At 71.0% G+C, this 18,666-nt stretch carries 17 protein-coding genes and 1 pseudogene; 10 read left to right on the plus strand and 8 right to left on the minus strand.

Features of this window, described 5'->3' with window-relative positions:
* From ACSDR0_RS07315 to ACSDR0_RS07335, 5 genes are all read right to left on the minus strand, one after another.
* The gene (locus ACSDR0_RS07315; protein WP_435287976.1) at positions 1–273 is read right to left on the minus strand and encodes a WhiB family transcriptional regulator; all 273 of its coding nucleotides are present in this window, start codon (positions 271–273) and stop codon (positions 1–3) included.
* 276 nt (positions 274–549) lie between these two features.
* Positions 550–2,208 (minus strand): catalase, encoded by a 1,659-nt coding sequence (locus ACSDR0_RS07320; protein ID WP_435287977.1) that lies wholly within the window; start codon positions 2,206–2,208, stop codon positions 550–552.
* A gap of 326 nt (positions 2,209–2,534) precedes the next feature.
* Complete coding sequence (locus tag ACSDR0_RS07325) at positions 2,535–2,927, minus strand: ChaB family protein (protein ID WP_435287978.1); 393 nt, start codon at positions 2,925–2,927, stop codon at positions 2,535–2,537.
* A gap of 146 nt (positions 2,928–3,073) precedes the next feature.
* Positions 3,074–4,033 (minus strand): DUF2268 domain-containing protein, encoded by a 960-nt coding sequence (locus ACSDR0_RS07330; protein ID WP_435287979.1) that lies wholly within the window; start codon positions 4,031–4,033, stop codon positions 3,074–3,076.
* 130 nt (positions 4,034–4,163) lie between these two features.
* Positions 4,164–4,928, minus strand: coding sequence for a hypothetical protein (locus tag ACSDR0_RS07335; protein ID WP_435287980.1), 765 nt, complete (start codon positions 4,926–4,928; stop codon positions 4,164–4,166).
* Positions 4,929–5,281: 353 nt separating this feature from the next.
* Here ACSDR0_RS07335 and ACSDR0_RS07340 point away from each other — a divergent pair, with 353 nt between their 5' ends.
* The 5 genes from ACSDR0_RS07340 to ACSDR0_RS07360 all read left to right on the plus strand — a co-directional run bounded on the left by ACSDR0_RS07340 (position 5,282) and on the right by ACSDR0_RS07360 (position 9,731).
* On the plus strand, positions 5,282–6,286 hold the full coding sequence (locus tag ACSDR0_RS07340; protein WP_435287981.1) for an AAA family ATPase: 1,005 nt from the start codon (positions 5,282–5,284) through the stop codon (positions 6,284–6,286).
* Positions 6,283–7,263, plus strand: coding sequence for a DUF58 domain-containing protein (locus ACSDR0_RS07345; protein ID WP_435287982.1), 981 nt, complete (start codon positions 6,283–6,285; stop codon positions 7,261–7,263). Before ACSDR0_RS07340 ends, ACSDR0_RS07345 begins: the two co-directional genes overlap by 4 nt.
* Complete coding sequence (locus ACSDR0_RS07350) at positions 7,260–8,207, plus strand: VWA domain-containing protein (protein ID WP_435287983.1); 948 nt, start codon at positions 7,260–7,262, stop codon at positions 8,205–8,207. Before ACSDR0_RS07345 ends, ACSDR0_RS07350 begins: the two co-directional genes overlap by 4 nt.
* Before the next feature lie 219 nt (positions 8,208–8,426).
* The gene (locus ACSDR0_RS07355; protein WP_435287984.1) at positions 8,427–9,041 is read left to right on the plus strand and encodes a class I SAM-dependent methyltransferase; all 615 of its coding nucleotides are present in this window, start codon (positions 8,427–8,429) and stop codon (positions 9,039–9,041) included.
* A gap of 132 nt (positions 9,042–9,173) precedes the next feature.
* Positions 9,174–9,731 (plus strand): TrmH family RNA methyltransferase, encoded by a 558-nt coding sequence (locus ACSDR0_RS07360; protein ID WP_435287985.1) that lies wholly within the window; start codon positions 9,174–9,176, stop codon positions 9,729–9,731.
* 58 nt (positions 9,732–9,789) lie between these two features.
* Here ACSDR0_RS07360 and qcrB read toward each other — a convergent pair whose 3' ends face one another.
* Positions 9,790–11,481 carry a cytochrome bc1 complex cytochrome b subunit gene (qcrB, locus tag ACSDR0_RS07365; RefSeq protein WP_435287986.1) on the minus strand — a complete coding sequence of 564 codons (1,692 nt, stop codon included), beginning with the start codon at positions 11,479–11,481 and terminating at the stop codon, positions 9,790–9,792.
* 367 nt (positions 11,482–11,848) lie between these two features.
* Between qcrB and ACSDR0_RS07370 the strand changes: the two genes are divergently transcribed.
* The 4 genes and pseudogenes from ACSDR0_RS07370 (at position 11,849) to ACSDR0_RS07385 (ending at position 15,789) form a co-directional block, all read left to right on the plus strand.
* On the plus strand, positions 11,849–12,646 hold the full coding sequence (locus ACSDR0_RS07370; protein WP_435287987.1) for a glycerophosphodiester phosphodiesterase: 798 nt from the start codon (positions 11,849–11,851) through the stop codon (positions 12,644–12,646).
* Positions 12,647–12,852: 206 nt separating this feature from the next.
* Positions 12,853–14,229 (plus strand): annotated as a pseudogene (locus ACSDR0_RS07375) (MFS transporter); the annotation flags it as partial.
* 148 nt (positions 14,230–14,377) lie between these two features.
* Positions 14,378–14,722, plus strand: a complete 345-nt coding sequence (locus ACSDR0_RS07380; protein ID WP_089205581.1) for an RNA polymerase-binding protein RbpA — start codon at positions 14,378–14,380, stop codon at positions 14,720–14,722.
* Between the two features lie 239 nt (positions 14,723–14,961).
* Positions 14,962–15,789, plus strand: a complete 828-nt coding sequence (locus ACSDR0_RS07385; protein ID WP_435287988.1) for an isocitrate lyase/PEP mutase family protein — start codon at positions 14,962–14,964, stop codon at positions 15,787–15,789.
* 57 nt (positions 15,790–15,846) lie between these two features.
* Here ACSDR0_RS07385 and ACSDR0_RS07390 read toward each other — a convergent pair whose 3' ends face one another.
* Entirely contained in the window at positions 15,847–17,049 is a 1,203-nt protein-coding gene (locus ACSDR0_RS07390) for a PP2C family protein-serine/threonine phosphatase (protein ID WP_435287989.1), read from the minus strand.
* Between the two features lie 230 nt (positions 17,050–17,279).
* Positions 17,280–17,537, minus strand: a complete 258-nt coding sequence (locus tag ACSDR0_RS07395) for a hypothetical protein (RefSeq protein ID WP_435287990.1) — start codon at positions 17,535–17,537, stop codon at positions 17,280–17,282.
* A 251-nt stretch (positions 17,538–17,788) separates the two neighbouring features.
* Here ACSDR0_RS07395 and ACSDR0_RS07400 point away from each other — a divergent pair, with 251 nt between their 5' ends.
* Entirely contained in the window at positions 17,789–18,661 is an 873-nt protein-coding gene (locus ACSDR0_RS07400; RefSeq protein WP_435287991.1) for an MHYT domain-containing protein, read from the plus strand.
* Positions 18,662–18,666: the final 5 nt, after the last annotated feature.

Raw genomic sequence — 18,666 nt, forward strand, 5'->3', positions numbered from 1 at the left:
CTACCTGACCTGCTGTCTCGCCCTGGCCATGGTGGCCCTGCGCTCCTCCGGGGTGGTGCCTCCCCAGACGCCGTACATCTGCTGGGTGCTCAACGCGTACTCCAGGCAGCGTCCGCGCACCGGGCACCGGCGGCACACCGCCCTGGCGCGCTCGTACTGCTCACGGCCCGGCCCCTCGTAGGACACAGGAAAGAACAGCTCGGGGTCCTCACTGAGACACGACGAGCGGCGAGACCAGTGGATGATCGGAATGACGTTGCTCTTAACAGGCATGGCGATCCAATTGGGAGTGGGAACGGCTCAGGTGCTGGCGGCTTCAGGTTGAGAATCGCGTGCCCGCTGTAATGGCATTCATACCTTTTAAGCGGAAAAATCGGGCGGCCTTGACCGAGGATCTCTGCCTCCTCCGAAGATCACGGTCAGAGAGGGCCCGAGCGAGTGGATCATCTGTCCACGCCGCCGGGACGCCGTCCCGGCGCGCCGGTCCCCCGCCCACGCGACCCGCCTCGCCGGGCCGGGGCACGGCCCGCTCCGGCCCGGCGGCGGCTCCTACCACTTCGCCCGCGCCCGCTCGTCGGGCACGCAGTGGGTCATCTTCAGGCCCGTCACGTCGCGGGGCCCGTTCTTGCCCAGGTTGGACATCCGCTCGCGGTCCTGGTCGCTCAGGTCCTGTCCGGCCAGCGGCCCCAGGTGGGAGACGTCGTCGGGGCCGATCCCGAGTCCCTCCCCGACCCTGAGGCCGAGATCGTCCTCGACCATGAGGAAGTGCCAGACCATGCGCTCCTGGACCGGGCGCGAGGCCTGGGACAGCATGTCGACGAAGTTGCGCACGAGGTCGTCGCGCTCCCACTCCTCCATCAGCAGGTAGCGCTGGCCCGCCTGCGTGTAGTCGTCGGTACGCGGGATGCGCTTGCGGGTCAGCCGCCCCGAGACGACAGGGCCCTGCTCGCCGTGGGTGGGGTATCGCCCCTCCCGGAGCCCCCCGGTGATGGACGGCTCGTAGTTGACGTGCGGGTTCTCGCCCTGCCCATCGACGTGGTAGGTCATCATGCCGTCACGCTGGTTGGTGCGCACCTCGGCGTGCTTGGCCTGGTTGACCGGCAGCTGCAGGTAGTTCGGGCCCACCCGGTGGCGCTGGGTGTCGCTGTAGGAGAACGTACGGCCCACCAGCATCTTGTCGTCGGAGAAGTCGAGACCGTCGACCAGGACGCCGGTACCGAAGGAGATCTGCTCGTTCTCGGCGAAGTTGTTGGCCACGTTGCGGTCCAGGACCATCCTGCCGACCGGCATGGGCGGGAACCGGTCCTCCGGCCACACCTTGGTGTCGTCCAGCGGGTCGAAGTCCAGCTCGGGGTGCTCGTCGTCGCTCATGATCTGCACGAGCAGCTCCCACTCGGGGAACTCGCCCCGGTCGATCGCCTCGTGCAGGTCCTTGGTGGCGTGCCCGAGCTCCCGCCCCTGTACGGCGGCGGCGTCCTCGGCGGTCATGCTGCGCACGCCCTGCTTGGGCATCCAGTGGTACTTGACCAGATGGGTCTCGCCCCGCTCGTTCACCCACCGGTAGGCGTTGACCCCGAATCCCTGCATGTGCCGGTAGTCGGCGGGGATGCCGCGCGGGCTGAACAGGTTGACGATCATGTGCATGCTCTCCGGCGTCTGCGACATGAAGTCGAAGATCCGGCCGGGCTCCTGCCTGAACGTCACCGGGTCCGGCTTGAGCGAGTGGATCACGTCGGGGAACTTGATGGCGTCCCTGATGAAGAAGACCGCCAGGTTGTTGCCGACGAGGTCCCAGTTGCCGTCCTCGGTGTAGAACTTCACCGCGAACCCGCGCGGGTCACGGGCGGCCTCCGAGGAGTCCCTGCCGCCGATCACCGTGGAGAACCGTACGGCCACGTCGGTCCGCTTCCCGGCCTCCTGGAAGAGTTTCGCCCGCGTGTAGCGGCTGATCGGCTCGTCACCGAGCTTGCCGTAGGCCTCGAAGTAGCCGTAGGTGGTCACCCCTCGGGCGTGGACCACCCGCTCGGGGATGCGTTCGCGGTCGAAGTGGCTGATCTTCTCCAGGAACTGGTAGTTCTCCAGCGTGGCCGGGCCTCTCGCGCCGATCGTGCGCTGGTTCTGGTTGTCGTAGACCTGGTGCCCCTGACGATTGGTCAGGACCGGGCGGTCATCGCCCGGCTGTGGTCCCATGCTCGACACATCCGTCATGACGGCTCTTCCCTTCCCTGCCCGCGGACGCTTCAGACGTACTTACGTACATATCGATACACGGTGCCACTTATCCGGCATAAGGCGCTTTATGGCGATAAGAGAAAGAATCTTCGTAAAAAGGGGTGGCGTTTTAAGCATGGCGATGCCCGCCCAGGGGCGGCTGCGCACCCCGGGCGGGACACACCGCGTTCAGAGACCCGGCGGGCCCTCGCCGCGATCCGGCGCCGGCGCCGGGGCCTGCGCCGGCCTCGGCCGGATCCTCGTCCCGGCCCCCGGACGCCCGGCGCGCGCCTCGGGGACCTCAGCGGACCTCAGCGCGGACCTCAGCGGGCCTTCGCCGTGGCCCGCCGGTTCGCCTTCTGGATGGCCGAGACCAGCTCCTCCTTCGACATCGTGGACCGCCCCTTGACGTCCAGGCGTCTGGCCACGTCGTAGAGGTGCTGCTTGGAGGCGTTGGCGTCCACCCCCTCGGCGGTCCTGCCCGTCTTGGGCCTGGTCTGGGCGGCGCGGGCGTCGGACGGCCCCTTGCGGCCCTTCGGCTCCCAGTGGTCGCCGACCTTCTCGAAGGAGTGCTTCAGCGCGGCGAACGCCGTGCGGTGTGCCCGCTCCCCCTCCCCGTAGGTCTCCACCGCGGAGTCATGTGCCTTGATCCACGTCTCCCGCGCCTTCTTCGGCGAACGCCGCAGGGTGGTCGGGATCTCCTCGCGTTCCGGCATGGCGTGGTCACCTCTCCTCTTCGCAGGTCACAACCTCAACCGCGGACATGCCCGCCCGGTCGCCGATCATGCCGTCACTCCCCGCCCGTAACCCTTTGGGGTCAACGGCGGTGGGCGGCCCCCAGGCCGTCGTCACCGCCCACGGGTCAGGCCTCGTCTCCGCTCGCCGACGCCCCGGAGACCACCTGAGACCCCCGAGACGACTGAGACGACTGAGACCCCTGAGACGGCTGGAGGGTCACACCGGCGTTGCGCAGGATCTCCTCCCCGGGCAGCACCGTGCTCTTCGCGGCCGTCAGGCCGGACGCGGCCAGATGCGCGTCGACGATACGCAGGCCAACCCCGTAGCCGGCCATGTCGGGGACACCGACCGGTTCCTGGCCGAACCTGCTCATGGCCCTGTCGCCCAGCACGTAGGCCGGGGTGTTCCGCATGCCCTCCAGACCGGCGGCCGCGGTGATCGTGTCGTACGCGCGGTCGAACTCCGCGCCGGTCACCATCCCCGACCACGGGCCCATGGCCTCGGGGCCGGACAGTTCCCTGACGAACGCCTCGGCCAGCCCCTCGGACACGACGTGCTCGCCGACCGTGACCGTCACGGGGTTCCACTCCACGTTGCTGTAGCGCACCTGGTGGTGGAACTCGTGCACCGCGCAGTGAGCGATCCTGCCGATGACGTCGTCGGCGGGCCAGGCCAGCAGGTAGAGCCAGCCCGGCGAGCCGCCCATGCCGTAGTAGCCGCCGACGGTGTCCATGAGGTACGCGTCGTCGGGGTCGCCGAGGACCAGCATGACCCGCAGGCTTTCCGGCCCCCTGATGCCCGGCACGGCGTCGCCGAGACGCTTCCAGGCGGACCGCAGGGCGTCCTCGATCTGGCCGCGTACGTCCTGCTCGACCATCCGCCGCAGCGCGGGAAGATGGCGGTCGTCGTCACGGTCCACGCGGAACCCGCCACCCGCGTGGTGGATGTCGACGAGGTCGCCGGGCACGGGAATGGCCTCGCGCATGGGCGCCAGCATCTCGCGCAGGGCCTGCGGGCGCCGCTCCAGCGGGAGACCCGCCAGATCCAGCATGGCCCGCGGGGTGTCGTGAACGATGATTTCCATGACCACGACCGTAGAAGCTCACGCTACGTGAGGCTCAAGCGGATCAACGGCGAGAAATCCGGGGAACGCGAGGGCCCCGGCCTCGCGCCGTCGGTGCCGTCGGTGCCGTCGGTGCTTGTCGCGGGCGCCCTTAGATGGGCTCGCCCTCGTTCTCGTCGCCCTCCTCCGGGCCCGGCGTGCCGGTCCCGCTCTGGCTCGGCGACGGCGACGGGGTGGGCTGGCCCGGCTCGGGTGTCGCCGGGACCGGCGGCGGGGTCGGGACGAACACCGTGGGCGGCAGCGGCCTCGGCGACGGCTCGAAATCGTCCTCCTTGCGCAGCAGGAGCCAGACCATCACGGCCAGCAGCACGAGCAGCACGGTCAGCACGACCCCGGCGATGATCACGGACCGGCGGGTCTCGGTCGGCGGCGGCGCGCCCTTGGGCGGCGCGGGCAGCGCGGGCGAGCGGTCGCCCACCCAGTGCGGCGCGAAGTCGGGGCCGTGCTGCTCGCCGATCAGCGTGCCGCTGACCAGCACCGGTTCGAGGAACCGCTCCGCCCCGGCCCTGTCGGGCTCGTACGGGGTGGCCACCCACGGGGCGCTCCCGCCGTCCATGGCCAGCACCTGCGGGACCGTATCGGCCACGGCGGTGCGCGCACGCGTCGCCCAGGCCATCCAGCCCCGTACGCCGGAGCGGCTGGCCGTCGCGTCGCGGACCCCGGTGACGAAGCGGTCGCGGGCCGCGGGGTCGAGCGCCGCCCCCCTGGTCAGCACCGCCACCGAGACGGCCCGCCCGTCGGGCGCCAGCCCGAGGTAGACCAGCCCGGCGGGTCCCACGCGCAGGCGGGCCTGCACGACGAAGGGCCCCAGCTGGGGCGGGTCACCGTACTGGAGTGGAGTGGCCACGTCTGACATGAAAGCACACCGGGCCGATCACACCGCGCCCCGCGGGTGACCGGGGTCGGGTACCCGGCGGGCCCGCGCCCGGCACGCGGCGGACCGGCGGCCCTCCGGCGGACCGCGGCAGGCCCGCGGCAGGCCCGCGGCAGGCCGGCCGTGGGCCCCGCGGTGGGCCCCGGCGGGCCCAAGACCGGCCTGCGGCGGACCCGAGGCGGGCCTGCGAAGGGCGTGCGACGGACCCGAGGTGGGCCAGAGGTGGGGCCCCGGCGGGCCTGCGACAGGCCTGCGGTGGGCCCAGGTGGGCACTGTCAGGAAATACGGAGCGGGCCCGTCGTGCGAGCCGCCACTTCATTTGATGGAATACCGACATGACCGTCGCCGAAGAACTGCCGAGCGAGACCGACACCGGATTGCTGCGCGACGCCCTGGCCGAGGTCCGGCGGGTCATCGTCGGGCAGGAGCACATGGTGGAGCGGTTGCTCGTGGCACTCCTCGCCCGGGGCCACTGCCTGCTGGAGGGCGTGCCGGGGGTGGCCAAGACCCTGGCCGCCTCGACCCTGGCCACGGTGGTCGGCGGGGAGTTCGCCCGCATCCAGTTCACCCCCGACCTGGTCCCGAGCGACATCGTGGGCACCCGGGTCTACCACCCCTCGCGTGAGGCCTTCGACGTCGAGCTCGGCCCGGTGTTCGTCAACTTCCTGCTCGCCGACGAGATCAACCGGGCCCCGGCCAAGGTGCAGTCGGCGCTGCTGGAGGTCATGGCCGAGCGGCAGGTGACCCTGGCCGGGGAGACCCACCCGCTGCCGAAACCGTTCATCGTGCTGGCCACCCAGAACCCGATCGAGTCGGAGGGCGTCTATCCCCTCCCCGAGGTCCAGCGCGACCGGTTCCTGTTCAAGGTCCGCGTCACCCATCCCAGCGCCCACGAGGAGCTGGAGATCCTGCACCGGATGAGCGTGACCCCGCCGACCCCCAGGCGGGTGCTCGACCCCGCGCGGCTGGCCGCGCTGCAGTCCATTGCCGACCAGGTCTCGGTCCACCAGCTCGTCGCCGACTACGTGGTCAGGCTCGTGATGGCCACCCGCTCCCCCGCCGACTACGGTCTGGCCGAGCTGCAGGAGAACATCGAGATCGGCGTCAGCCCCCGGGCCACCCTCGGCCTGGTCGCCGCGGGACGCGGCCTGGCGCTGCTGCGCGGCCGCGACTACCTGCTCCCCGACGACGTGCGCGACGTGGCGGTGGACGTGATGTCCCACCGGCTGATGCTCACCTTCGACGCCCTGGCCGACGGGATCGACCCCGAGGACGTGGTCCGCCAGATCCTCGCGGCGGTACCGCCCCCGCTGGTCGTCTGGAACCAGGGCCCCCGGTGACCGGCCTCGAAGGCAGCGGCGATCTTGACCTGAGCACGGCCGAGCAGGCGTTGCGGCGGCTGGAGCTCACGATCGTCCGGCGCCTGGACGGGCTGCTGCAGGGCGCGTACCAGGGGCTCCTTCCCGGCCCGGGGAGCGAGTTCGGCGACAGCCGGGTCTACGTGCCCGGCGAGGACGACATCCGGCGGATGGACTGGGCGGTGACCGCCCGCACGACCGTCCCGCACGTGCGCGACCTGATCTCCGACCGGGAGCTGGAGACCTGGGCTCTGGCGGACCTGTCGCCCAGCATGGACTTCGGCACCGTCAACATGGAGAAGCGGGATCTGGTCGTGGCCGCCATCGGGGCGATCGGCTTCCTGTCGGGCCGGATCGGCAACCGCTTCGGCACGTACGTCCTGCACGACGAGTACGTCCACCGGATGCCCGCCAGAAGCGGCCGCCCGGCGCTGTACGGCCTGCTGCACTCGCTGATGGACGCCCCCAGGGGCCGTCCCGTCGCCGGTGCCCCCGACCTGGCGGAGGCGATCGAGATCCTGGCCTCGGCCCGGCGGCGGCGCGGCCTGCGAGTGATCGTCTCCGACTTCCTCGACTCCGAGCCCACCCTCGATCCCAGTCTGGAGCTGCCCTGGGAGCGGCCGATCCGGCGGCTGGCCGCCCACCACCAGGTGCTGGCCGTCGAGGTGATCGACCCCCGCGAGCTGGAGCTGCCGCCGGTGGGGCTGGTCAGCATGACCGACCCGGAGACGGGACGAAACCGCGAGATCCAGCTCACGCCCAGGGTCCGCCAGGCGTACGCGGAGGCCGCCGCCGCGCAGCGGATGGCCAACCAGGTGGCGTTGCGCCGCTGCGGGGTGGCCCACCTGGTGCTGCGTACCGACCGCGACTGGGTGTTCGACATCGCCCAGTTCGTGCTGCGGCAGCGGCGCATGGCACACCTGACCCATCGGACCCCGAGGTCGGGAGCGACACGGTGACCTTCCTCTCTCCGGGCTGGCTGTGGCTGTTCGCCGCGCTGGCGCTGCTCGTGGCGGGCTACGTGGCCGCCCAGTTCGCCCGGCGCCGCTACGCGCTGCGCTTCACCAACCTGCCCCTGCTGGCGCTGGTGGCCCCCGCGGGGCCCGGCTGGCGGCGGCACGTGGCCCCGCTGCTGTTCCTCGTCATGATGAGCCTGCTGATCGTGGGCGCGGCCCGTCCCGCCGACTCGGTCCGCATTCCCCGCGACCGCGCGACGATCATCATCGCGCTGGACGTCTCGCTGTCGATGGAGGCCGACGACGTCCAGCCGAACCGGATCACCGCGGCCAAGGAGGCCGCCCAGAAGTTCGTCGCGGACCTGCCGGAACGTTTCAACGTGGGGCTGGTCGCCTTCGCCCGTTCCGCCTCGGTCGTGGTCTCGCCCACCACCGACCACCAGGCGGTCGGCACCTCCCTCGGCAACCTCAGCACCCGGGCGGGCACCGCGATCGGCGAGGCGGTGTTCAGCTCCCTGGAGTCGCTGCGCTCCTTCGACCAGCAGGCGGTGACCGACCCGCCCCCGGCCGCGATCGTGCTGCTGTCCGACGGTGACAACACCTCGGGCCGCTCGGTGGCGGAGGCGATCGAGACGGCGATGAACTCGCGCGTGCCGGTCTCCACGATCGCCTACGGCACCCAGGAGGGGACGGTCTCGATCGACGGCCGCGACGTGAACGTGCCGGTGAACAAGGCCACCCTGCAGACCCTGTCGGACGGCACGGGCGGCCGGGCCTACGAGGCGGAGTCGGGCAGCCAGCTGCGGGAGGTGTACGAGCAGATCGGCACCTCGCTGGGCTACCGGACGGTCAACCAGGAGATCACCCAGTGGTTCGTGGTGGCGGCGATCCTGGCCGGGCTGGTGACCGCCGGGGCGGCCCTGCTGCTGGGGTCGCGGATCCCCTGACGCCCACCCGGCGGGGGCGGGACGGGCGTGCGGACGACGCTCACCCTCCGGAGGCGAGACAGGCGCAGATGCGCTCACCCTCCGGAGGCGAGAGGGCACGCGAGCGGGGGTCCGCCACCGCTCCCGCCCTCCGGAGACGGGACGGGGCGCGCGGGCGGTCCCGCCGCCGGCGTCGCGGCTGCCCTGAGCCGGTCCCGGCCGTTGGTAACGTTCTACGACGTGGCACATTACTTCGAGGAGCGCCCCGAGACCGCGGGCCGTCCCGGCTCGGTCACGCTCGTGCTCCCCGACCTCCATCTGAAGCTGGAGACCGACAGCGGGGTGTTCTCCGCCGAGCGCGTCGACCAGGGCACCCGGATCCTGCTGGAGAGCGTTCCCCCTCCGCCACCGGACGGCGACCTGCTCGACCTGGGCTGCGGCTACGGGCCGATCGCGCTGACGATGGCCTCGCGTGCCCCGGAGGCGACGGTCTGGGCGGTGGACGTCAACCGCAGGTCGGTCGAGCTGTGCGCGAGAAACGCCAGGGCCGCCTCCCTTGACAAAGTAAGGTCGATGCATGTCGACGAGGTCCCGGCGGAGGTGCGCTTCTCCGCCATCTGGTCCAACCCGGCGATCCGCATCGGCAAGGCCGCGATGCACGAGATGCTGACCCGCTGGCTGTCGCGCCTCACCCCGGACGGCGTCGCCCACCTGGTGGTCCAGAAGCACCTGGGCTCCGACTCCCTGCAACGCTGGCTGAACGAGCGGGGCTGGCCCACCGAGCGCGTGGCCTCCCGTTCCTCGTACCGGGTCCTCCGGGTGGAGGCGCGCCCGGAGGCCGGCTCCTCGCGGTGAGCACCCCGGCGCGGCGGGCACGGGCGGGCGGGCATGATCGGCGGCACGGTGGCGGGCCGGACATGGGCCACCGCGAGACACGCGGGACGACCGCGGAACGAACGAAGGACGACGAGGAACGGTGAACGACCGATGACGGCGAACCCGCGCAGGCAGCTGCGTCCGACCGATGTCAAGCGCCTCAACCGCACCTGGCGGAGGAACACCGAGGGGCGGCTGGCTCTGATCCTGGAGTCGGTGACCGGCCCGTTCAACATCGGTTCCATCTTCCGCACGGCCGCCGCCTTCGGCGTGGAGCGGATCTGGCTGGCGGGCAACGCCACCCCGCCGACCAACCCCAAGGCGCAGAAGACCGCGCTGGGCACCGACAGGCTGGTGGCCTGGGAGGAGCCGGTCCCCGTCCTGGAGGCCGTGAGGGCGGCCAAGGAGGACGGGTTCGCGGTGATCGCGGTGGAGCTGACCGGCGACGCGGTGCCCCTGTTCGAGGCCAAGCTGGGCGGGGACGTGTGCCTGGTGGTGGGCGGCGAGGACCACGGGTGCTCCCCCGCGCTGCTGGAGGCCGCCGACGGCGTCTGCTACATCCCGCAGGTCGGCCGGGTCGGCTCGTTCAACGTCGCGGTGGCGGCGGCCATCGCGGTGGCGGAGGCCCGCCGCCAGGAGTGGTCGGGCAAGGCGCCGTCCGAGGAGTGACGGCCCGGCCGGTCACCGCGGCCCGTTCTCGCCCCTTCCCCGGCCGACGGCCGCGCGGTCACGTCCCTCGTCGCGGCCTGTTCTCGCTCGTTCCCGGGCCGACGGCCGCGCGGTCGCGCCCCTCGCGGTCTTCGTGACCGTCGTGGGCGCCGTGGCCGTCGTGGTCCTGGTCGCCGCCGAGCGGGACCTTCTCGCCGCCGTACGCCCTGCTCATCTTGGCGCGGAGCGCGCGGAGCGGGTGGTGCTTGCCGTCGTGCGGCGAGGCGCCCTCCCCGCCGCCGTCCCCCGCCGCCCCCTCAAGGACCGGGACCGGCTCCTTGCCCCGCACCTGGGCCTCGATGGACTCCAGGGGCGGGACGTGGACCTCGATGTACTCCCCGGTGGGCCTGCGCTTGATCACACCGGTCTCCACGCCGTGGCCGAGGGCGGCGGCGTCGCGGCGCTGCAGGCCCAGGCAGATCCGGTAGGTGATGAAGTACGCCAGGACCGGGCCGACGAAGATCAGGACTCGGCCGGTGTAGGTCATCGCGTTCAGCGAGAGGTGGAAGAACGCGGCGAGCACGTCGTTGGAGGCCATCAGCCACAGGATGCCGTAGAACGTGATCGCCGCCAGGCCGATCGCGGTGCGGTGCGGGTTGTTGCGGGGACGGTCCACGATGTTGTGCTCGCGGCGGTCGCCGGTGACCCACCGCTCGGCGAACGGATACAGGAGCAGGCCCGTCAGGATGATCCCCATCGGGGCCAGCGCCGGGACCAGCACGCTCATCGGCAGCGTGTAACCCAGGAAATTGATCTCCCAGGAGGGCATCAGGCGCAGCGCGCCGTCCAGGAACGCCAGGTAGAAGTCGGGCTGGGTGCCCGCCGAGATGTCGGCCGGGGTGTAGGGACCGTACAGCCAGATCGGGTTGATCTGGGCGAAGGTGCCCAGCAGCGCGACGACGCCGAAGGTGAACATGAAGTAGGCGCCCGACTTGAACATGAAGGAGGGATAGGTCGGCGCGCCCACCACGTTGTCGTTGGTGCGCCCCTTGCCCGGCATCTGCGTGTGCTTCAGCACCCACGTCAGGATCAGGTGGGCGGTGATGAGCGCCAGCAGGATGCCCGGGATGAGCAGGATGTGCATCGAGTAGAACCTCGGGATGATGTCCTCGCCCGGATACTCGCCGCCCACCAGGAGGAAGGAGAGCCAGGTGCCGACCAGCGGCAGCGAGAGCAACACGCTCGCGGTGATCCGCAGACCCGCGCCGGAGAGCAGGTCGTCGGGCAGGGAGTAGCCGGTCAGGCCCTCGGCCAGCGCCAGCATGAGCAGCAGCACGCCGATCACCCAGTTGAGCTCGCGCGGCTTGCGGTACGCGCCGTTGAAGAACACCCGGAGCATGTGGATCATCATGCCGCCGATGAACAGCAGGGCGGCCCAGTGGTGCATCTGCCGCATCAGCAGGCCGCCGCGCACGTCGAAGTTGATGTCCAGCGACGAGGCGTACGCCTGGGACATCATGACGCCCTTGAGAGGCGAATAGGGACCGCCGTAGGGGACCTCCTCCATGCTGGGATTGAAGAAGAAGGTCAGGAACGTGCCGGTCAGCAGCAGGATGACGAACGAGTAGAGCGCGACCTCGCCCAGCAGGAACGTCCAGTGGTCGGGAAAGATCTTCCGCATGTTCCGTTTGAGGAATTTCGCCGCGCCGAGGCGTTCGTCGAGGAAACCGCTCGTGTGCGCCAGGCGTCCGGGAATGCTCCCCGTGCTCATGCGGGCCTCCGTTCTCACGGACCTCGGCCGTGACGTCGCCGCGCGCCCGGAAACCGCAACCGGGTGGAACGGCGAGGTCCGCCGTGGACAACCAGGTATTTCCCATCATCCACGTCGATGGGCAGGTCAGGGCAAAGCCCTGCCCCAGGTCCGGCGGTGCCGGGCCGTCACCGGAGCCTCCGGCGACCCCGGCTCCGCGGACACCGGCGAACCGGACGGGAGTGGCGACGGGTGACGGGCGAGGTGATATGAGTCACAGTGACCTCGCGCGTGCCACCGCCGCCTCACCCCCGTCCGGTGGCTTGTGATCCAAACGTTCACCTGCCCGCGATGACGCGCCCCGCCCGCAGGGGGCATACTCCTGCACGTGCGACGCCGTTACGCCTTCCTCGACCACCCCGGCCCCCTGCCCTTCGCCCACAGGGGTGGTGCCGCCGAGGGCAGGGAGAACACCTTCTCCGCCTTCGAGCGGGCCGTCGAGCTCGGTTACACCTACCTGGAGACCGACGCGCACGCCACCGCCGACGGGGTGCTGCTGGCCTTCCACGACCACACCCTGGACCGGGTGACCGACCGCCGGGGCCGGATCGCCGAGCTGCCGTACCGGCTGGTGCGCGAGGCACGGATCGGCGGGGTGGACGAGATCCCGCTGATGGAGGACCTGCTGGGCTCGTGGCCCGAGGCGCGCTTCAACATCGACGTCAAGGAGTCGGCGGCCATCGCGCCGCTCGCCCGGGCGATCGGCCGGACCGCCGCCCACGACCGGATCTGCCTGACCTCCTTCTCCGAGGAGCGGCTCGCCAGGGCCCGCGCCGCGGTCGGCCACGAGGTGTGCTCCTCGCTCGGGCCGCGCGGCGTGGCGACCCTGCGCGCCGCCGCCACCACCTCCGGGTACGGCCGCCTGCTCGCCCGCCTGGCCCGCGCCGGGGTGCCGTGCGCGCAGGTGCCGGTCGGCTTCCGCGGCCTGCGGATCACCACGCCCGCGCTGATCCGCACGGCGCACGCGCTCGGCATGCAGATCCACGTGTGGACCGTCAACAACACCGAGGTGATGGAACGCCTGCTCGACCTCGGCGTGGACGGCCTGATGACCGACAACATCTCGGGGCTGCGCGACGTGCTGGAATCCCGCGGCCAGTGGTACCCGGGTCGTCTCGCCGCATGAACCGCACCCGCCACACCGGCCGCACCCGCCCGCGAACCGAGCCCCCGCGACGGCCCATGCCCGGAACCGTACCCACCGGGACCGGAACCGTGTTCGGCGGGACCGCGGGGCCCGCCGTGCCCACCGCACGAACCATGTCCCCGCGACGCCCCGCGCCCGCCACCTGAACCGCCCGCGCGCGAACTCCGCCCCCTCCACCCCCCGCCCCCACGAACCGAGGACCGCCCATGACCTCCGAACAGGTCGTCGAGGACTCCCCCCAGTCCCGACGCCGCGAGCAGCGCGGCTGGTACTTCTACGACTGGGCGAACTCCGCCTTCCCGACCACCATCCTGACGGTCTTCCTCGGCCCGTACCTGACGACGATCGCGGAGACCGCCGCCCAGGGACGCCCGTACGTGGACGTGCTCGGGTTCGACGTGCGGCCCAGCGCCTACTACTCCTTCGTGGTGGGCTTCGCGGCCATCCTGCAGATCGTCCTGATGCCCCTGGTGGGCGCGCTGGCCGACCACACCGGCCGCAAGAAGGAGCTTCTCGGCCTCTTCGCCTACATCGGCGCGGGTGCCACCGTCTGCTTCTGGTTCGTCGCCGACGGGCGCTACCTGCTGGGCGGCGTGCTGTTCCTGGTGTCCAGCGTCGCCTTCGCCGCCGCGTTCGTGATCTACAACTCGTTCCTGCCGGAGATCTCCACGGCGGACGAGCGCGACAAGGTCTCCGCCAGGGGATGGGGCTTCGGCTATCTCGGCGGCGGCCTGCTGCTCGCCCTCCACTTGGTGCTCTTCCTCTACCACGAGTCCTTCGGCGTCACCGAGGGCGAGGCCGTGCGCATCGCACTGGCGTCCGCGGGCCTGTGGTGGGGCGGGTTCACGATCATCCCGCTGCTGCGGCTGCGCAACCGGCGGGCGCTCACCCCCGGCGCCGAGACGACCGCCCAGGCCGTGACCGGCAGCTTCCGCCAGCTGGGCCGCACGATCAGGGAGCTGCGGCGCTACCCGCTGACCCTGGGCTTCCTGGTCGCCTATCTCATCTACAACGACGGCGTGCAGACCGTCATCTCCTTCTCGGCCACCTACGCCGACAAGGAGCTCGGGCTGACCCAGGACGTACGGATCCAGGCGATCCTGATGGTGCAGTTCGTGGCCTTCTTCGGGGCCCTGCTGCTCGGCCGGCTCGCCGCCTCGTACGGGGCCAAGCGGGTCGTGATGGTCGCGCTGATCGCCTGGATCGCCGTGGTGGCCGTGGCCTACTTTTTGCCCAAGGGCGCGGCCCTGCCCTTCTTCGCGCTGGCGTTCGCCATCGCGATCGTGATGGGCGGGACGCAGGCCCTGTCGCGGTCGCTGTTCTCCCACGTGATCCCGAAGGGCAAGGAGGCGGAGTACTACAGCCTGTACGAGATCAGCGACAAGGGCTCGACGTTCCTCGGCTCGTTCACCCTCGGCCTGGCGCTCCAGCTGACCGACAGCTATCGTCTGGGAATCATCTCTTTGGTGATCTTCTTCGTGCTCGGTTTCGTGCTGCTCGCCCTCATCGACCTGCCCAAGGCCATCAGAGCGGCCGGGAATCAGGTGCCGGAACGCATCTGAGAAACCCCCGAAAAAAGGGCCCTTCGCAGACCGGGTCAAGAACGTGCGATTGGATCACCCTGTCTGTGGGAATCCACACACGGTACCAAGCGTTGTACGCCGTGGGAGACGAACCCCTCACGACGGGGCCCTCAGGAGGCATTCAGACATGGGCGAGCGTGCGCTACGCGGCACCAGACTCGGGGCGACCAGCTACGAGAACGACCGCAACACCGATCTGGCCCCGCGCCAGGAGGTGTCCTACACCTGCCCGAAGGGCCATCGATTCGACGTTCCGCTTGCCGCTGAAGCCGAGATCCCGGCGACCTGGGAGTGCCGCATGTGCGGCGCGACCGCCCTCCGGGTGGACGGCGAGCTGCCGGAGGCCAAGAAGGCCAAGCCCCCGCGAACGCACTGGGACATGCTGCTGGAGCGCCGCACGATCGAGGACCTGGAGGAGGTGCTCAACGAGCGCCTGGCGATTCTACGCGCCCAGCGCCGCAAGAGCGCCTGACCGATTCGGAGAGTTCGGAGACCCCCGGCCCCACACAAGGGCCGGGGGTCTCCGCCTTCCCTCTTCCGGGACTTTCCGCCCCCGCCTCCAAGATCCCCCTTTCCCCGCCTTCCCGCCTGCGGTCTCCCCTCCTTCGGCCCAGCGAGGTCGTCCCGGCCGCGAGCGAGGGAGAAGTGGCTCAATTGATTGGCGTGGAATTGGTCCTTAAGGTCGATCCGCTTTCCCTCTAGGGTGCTCTCATGACCACTTCGACCAGCGAGGAAAGCGGCAGGACCGCGTCGGCGACGGCTCAGGGGAAGGCCTCGGCACTGCGGGCGCTGCACGTACCCGGCCGTCCGCTGGTGGTGCCCAACGTCTGGGACGCCGCCTCGGCCCGCGCCGTCGAGGCGGCGGGTTTCCCGGTGATCGCCACCGGCAGCGCCGCGATCGCCTCCGTGCTCGGGTACGACGACGGCGAGGACACGCCCGTCGAGGAGATGCTGGCCGCGATCGCCAGGATCAGCCGCTCGGTCGCCCTGCCCGTCACCGCCGACATGGAGCGCGGCTACGGGCTGGAGGCCGCGGAGCTGGTCGAGCGGCTCGTCGCCGCCGGGGCGTCCGGCTGCAACCTGGAGGACTCCGACCCCCGTACCGGCGCGATGGCCGGCATCGACGAGCAGGCCGCCTTCCTCGGCGCCGTCAGGGCCGCCGCGACCGGCGCGGGCGTGGACCTGGTGATCAACGCCCGGGTCGACACCTACATCCACGGGACGGGGACCGCCGAGGAGCGGCTGGCCGAAGCGGTACGGCGGGGCCGCCGTTATCTGGAGGCGGGTGCCGACTGCGTCTACCCGATCCTCGCGTCCGAGGCGGAGGCCGTCCGCGCGCTGGCCGAGGGTGTCGACGGGCCGATCAACATCCTGTTCCACCCCGGCACGCCGTCGCTCGCCGAGCTGGCGGCCCTCGGGGTGGCCCGCGTGAGTTTCGGCCACGGCCTGCACGAGGCCGTGCGGGCGTACGGGGCCCGGATGCTCTCGGCGATCCGGGACGGCGAGAGCCCCTACTCTCCCGGGCTCCTCGCCCCCTGAGCCCGGCTTCTTCCTGCTTCTTCCTGCTTCTTCCGGCTTCTTCCGGCTTCTTCCGGCTCAGAGGCGCAGCCGGCCCTGGGCGCCGCCGCGCCACTCCACCAGCAGGACGGTCGCGTCGTCCTGGAGGCTCCCGTCGTGATACGCCAGCACGCTGCGGACCAGGCGGCGCAGGGTCTCCGGCACGGGAAGGCCGTCGGCGTTGCGGCGGATGATGAAGTCGACGAAGCGCTCCAGGCCGAACTCCTGGCCCGTCCGGTTACGGGCCTCGGTCATGCCGTCGGTGTAGAGGAGCACCCGGTCGCCGGGCTCCAGCTGCTCCCTGCACTCAAGCACGGGCAGCCCGAGACCGAGACCCATCGGGTGCGCGGGCGGGCACTGGAGGGTGGCGACCCAGCGCCCTCCCCTGATCACCACCGGGGGGTGGTGGCCGCGGTTGACCCAGGTGAACACACCGGTGCGCGTGTCCAGGTTGGCCAGGACGGCCGTGGCGAAGCGGTTGCCCAGGCCGAACTCCTTGATCAGCACCCTCTCGACCCCCTCGCTGACCTCGACGAGGTCGGCCCCCTGGCGGCGGTGGTTGCGGCAGGCGGCCACCGCGAGGTTCGCGGTCAGGCCCGCGGACGCGTCGTGGCCCATCGCGTCGAAGACCGCCAGGTGGACGCACTCTCCGGCCATCGCGTAGTCGAAGGCGTCGCCGCCGAGTTCGTAGGCCGGTTCGAGCGCGGCGCCGATCACCACCTCCTCGTTGGCGAAGGTGAGTGACGGCAGCAGGTTCCACTGCATCTCGGCGGCGACGTTCATCGGCCTGGTCCGCACCAGCCGGGCGTAGGAGTCGCTCTGGGAGCGCTTGCTCACCAGCAGCAGCGCCATCATGGACGCGAGATGCCTCATGTCCTCCTGGGCCCGTTCCTCGTCCGTCTCCGGCCCGACGCTGACGCGCAGCACCCCGAGACGTTCGGTGCCGTCGAGCAGCGGCACCCACCAGCGGCCCGGCTCGTCTCCCGAGGGGAGCCTGGACAGGACGCGCACCTCCTGGAAGGCCCGTCCCGCCAGCGTCCCGTCGATCCGCAGCTCGCCCTTCTCCCGCTCCGTCTCCTCTCCGGCGCCACGGCCGGTCAGCGGGCGCAGCACCTCCTGCTGCAGGTCGGCCAAATAGATCAGCACGTCGTACATGCCGACGTGGGCGGCGTGCTCCTCGGCGAGGGCCGGAAGCTGCTCCACCGCGCTGATGTGGCTGGCCTCGGCCAGTCCCGCGAGCATTCTCGCGCGTCCCTCGCAAGGTCCCGCCGTGGCGCCCCCGGCGTTCCTGCCGTTCTCACGGTTTCCACCCGTTCGCGGTACAGATGGCATGGATCCGTCCACGGCCACTCCTCGACAGCTCGGGCTTCACCGGACGGCGCACACGAGCGGCGCGTCCGGTGCCCTCCAGAACCCCTACCCTCGCCCGAGGTGTTGACCCGGCCCCCTCCCCTCTCTCCCGGGGATCGGGATCACCACTCGTCGGCGGGCAGGTCGACGCCGTTGACGCGGTCGTAGATCACCACCCCGTCGGACAGCCTGACCACGCGCACCCTTCTGGCGAGCCCGGCCGTCTCCAAATTACGCGCCGAGTGCACCGCGTACTGCGGGAAGTGGTAGCGGTCGCGGGTGCTCCCGTTCGGCTCATCACGCTCGCAGACGACCTCGTAGTGATCCTCCGGCCATACCGGAGGCGGCGTCTTCCGTTCTTGACCGGCGAGCCTGATCATCGGCCCGCCTCCTCTCCTGGAATGTTCACGTCACGTGAGCGGAACAGTCACCGCGTGATCGTTTTAGGCATTCTTAATCATCCCATTATGGCCATTCCGAACTGGAGAACTGTAAGGTGAGCACCCCTCGGAGTGATTGGCCTGGCCGGCCGATCGCGACACGGGCCACCCCAGCGCCGACCCCGCCCGCCAGCCCGGCCTGACCCCGTCCTGGCACGTTCCATCTCCCGCCCACCTGCCAGGAGCCCGTCATGCCCACCATCGACCATTTCGCCTACGGGCTCGTCACACCGGCGGCCTCGTACCTCATGTCGAGCATCGGCTCCCTGCTGGGGCTGCTCCTCACCGCGCGGGCGCGTGGGGCGGAGGGCGGCTCGCGCACGCTCTGGCTCGGCGGCGCGGCCCTGTCCATCGGCGGGACCGGCATCTGGGTGATGCACTTCATCGCGATGATGGGCTTCGGCGTCTCGGGGACGTCGATCCGCTACAACGTCCCGCTGACCGTCGCGTCCGCGCTGCTCGCGATCGCCGTCGTCGGCGCCGGCCTCTTCCTGGTCTCGCGCAGGGAGAACAACACCGGCGCGCTCGTCGGCGGCGGGCTGCTGACCGGCCTGGGCGTGGCCGGGATGCACTATCTGGGCATGGCGGCCATGAACATGACCGCGCACGTGAGCTACGACCCGCTTCTGGTCGGGTTGTCGCTGCTCATCGCCGTGGTCGCGGCGACGGTGGCGCTCTGGTTCAGCACGCGCGTGCGCGGGGCGCTCGCCACCACCGGCGCCGCCCTGCTGATGGGACTCGCGGTCAACGGGATGCACTACACCGGCATGTTCGCCATCGAGGTCGGCGCCCACGACGCCTCCGCGCCGACGGGCGGGGCGCAGGGGATGGATTTCATGCTGCCCCTGCTGGTCGGGATCAGCCTGCTCACCCTCGGACTGCTCCTGGCGATCTTCCTGTCCCCCTCGGAGCAGGAGATGCGCGAGGACGCGCATCTCCTGTCCCAGCTGCAGCGCAACCGCGCGGGTGAGGCCCCCCAGCCCGCCGGGCCGATGGAGGCCCACGCGCAGCCGGTCCGGCGGCGCGAGCCCTCCCTGTTCGACGACCACGACCGCGGGCACTGACCGGG

Source organism: Streptosporangium sp. G11 (assembly GCF_051192615.1).
In the GTDB taxonomy this organism is placed as follows: domain Bacteria; phylum Actinomycetota; class Actinomycetes; order Streptosporangiales; family Streptosporangiaceae; genus Streptosporangium.

Bases quoted from the DNA above. Each gene is read 5' to 3' on its own strand.
- ACSDR0_RS07315 (WP_435287976.1), bottom strand. From the start codon at position 273: ATGCCTGTTAAGAGCAACGTCATTCCGATCATCCACTGGTCTCGCCGC.
- ACSDR0_RS07320 (WP_435287977.1), bottom strand. From the start codon at position 2,208: ATGACGGATGTGTCGAGCATGGGACCACAGCCGGGCGATGACCGCCCG.
- ACSDR0_RS07325 (WP_435287978.1), bottom strand. From the start codon at position 2,927: ATGCCGGAACGCGAGGAGATCCCGACCACCCTGCGGCGTTCGCCGAAG.
- ACSDR0_RS07330 (WP_435287979.1), bottom strand. From the start codon at position 4,033: ATGGAAATCATCGTTCACGACACCCCGCGGGCCATGCTGGATCTGGCG.
- ACSDR0_RS07335 (WP_435287980.1), bottom strand. From the start codon at position 4,928: ATGTCAGACGTGGCCACTCCACTCCAGTACGGTGACCCGCCCCAGCTG.
- ACSDR0_RS07340 (WP_435287981.1), top strand. From the start codon at position 5,282: ATGACCGTCGCCGAAGAACTGCCGAGCGAGACCGACACCGGATTGCTG.
- ACSDR0_RS07360 (WP_435287985.1), top strand. From the start codon at position 9,174: ATGACGGCGAACCCGCGCAGGCAGCTGCGTCCGACCGATGTCAAGCGC.
- qcrB (WP_435287986.1), bottom strand. From the start codon at position 11,481: ATGAGCACGGGGAGCATTCCCGGACGCCTGGCGCACACGAGCGGTTTC.
- ACSDR0_RS07380 (WP_089205581.1), top strand. From the start codon at position 14,378: ATGGGCGAGCGTGCGCTACGCGGCACCAGACTCGGGGCGACCAGCTAC.
- ACSDR0_RS07385 (WP_435287988.1), top strand. From the start codon at position 14,962: ATGACCACTTCGACCAGCGAGGAAAGCGGCAGGACCGCGTCGGCGACG.
- ACSDR0_RS07390 (WP_435287989.1), bottom strand. From the start codon at position 17,049: ATGCTCGCGGGACTGGCCGAGGCCAGCCACATCAGCGCGGTGGAGCAG.
- ACSDR0_RS07395 (WP_435287990.1), bottom strand. From the start codon at position 17,537: ATGATCAGGCTCGCCGGTCAAGAACGGAAGACGCCGCCTCCGGTATGG.
- ACSDR0_RS07400 (WP_435287991.1), top strand. From the start codon at position 17,789: ATGCCCACCATCGACCATTTCGCCTACGGGCTCGTCACACCGGCGGCC.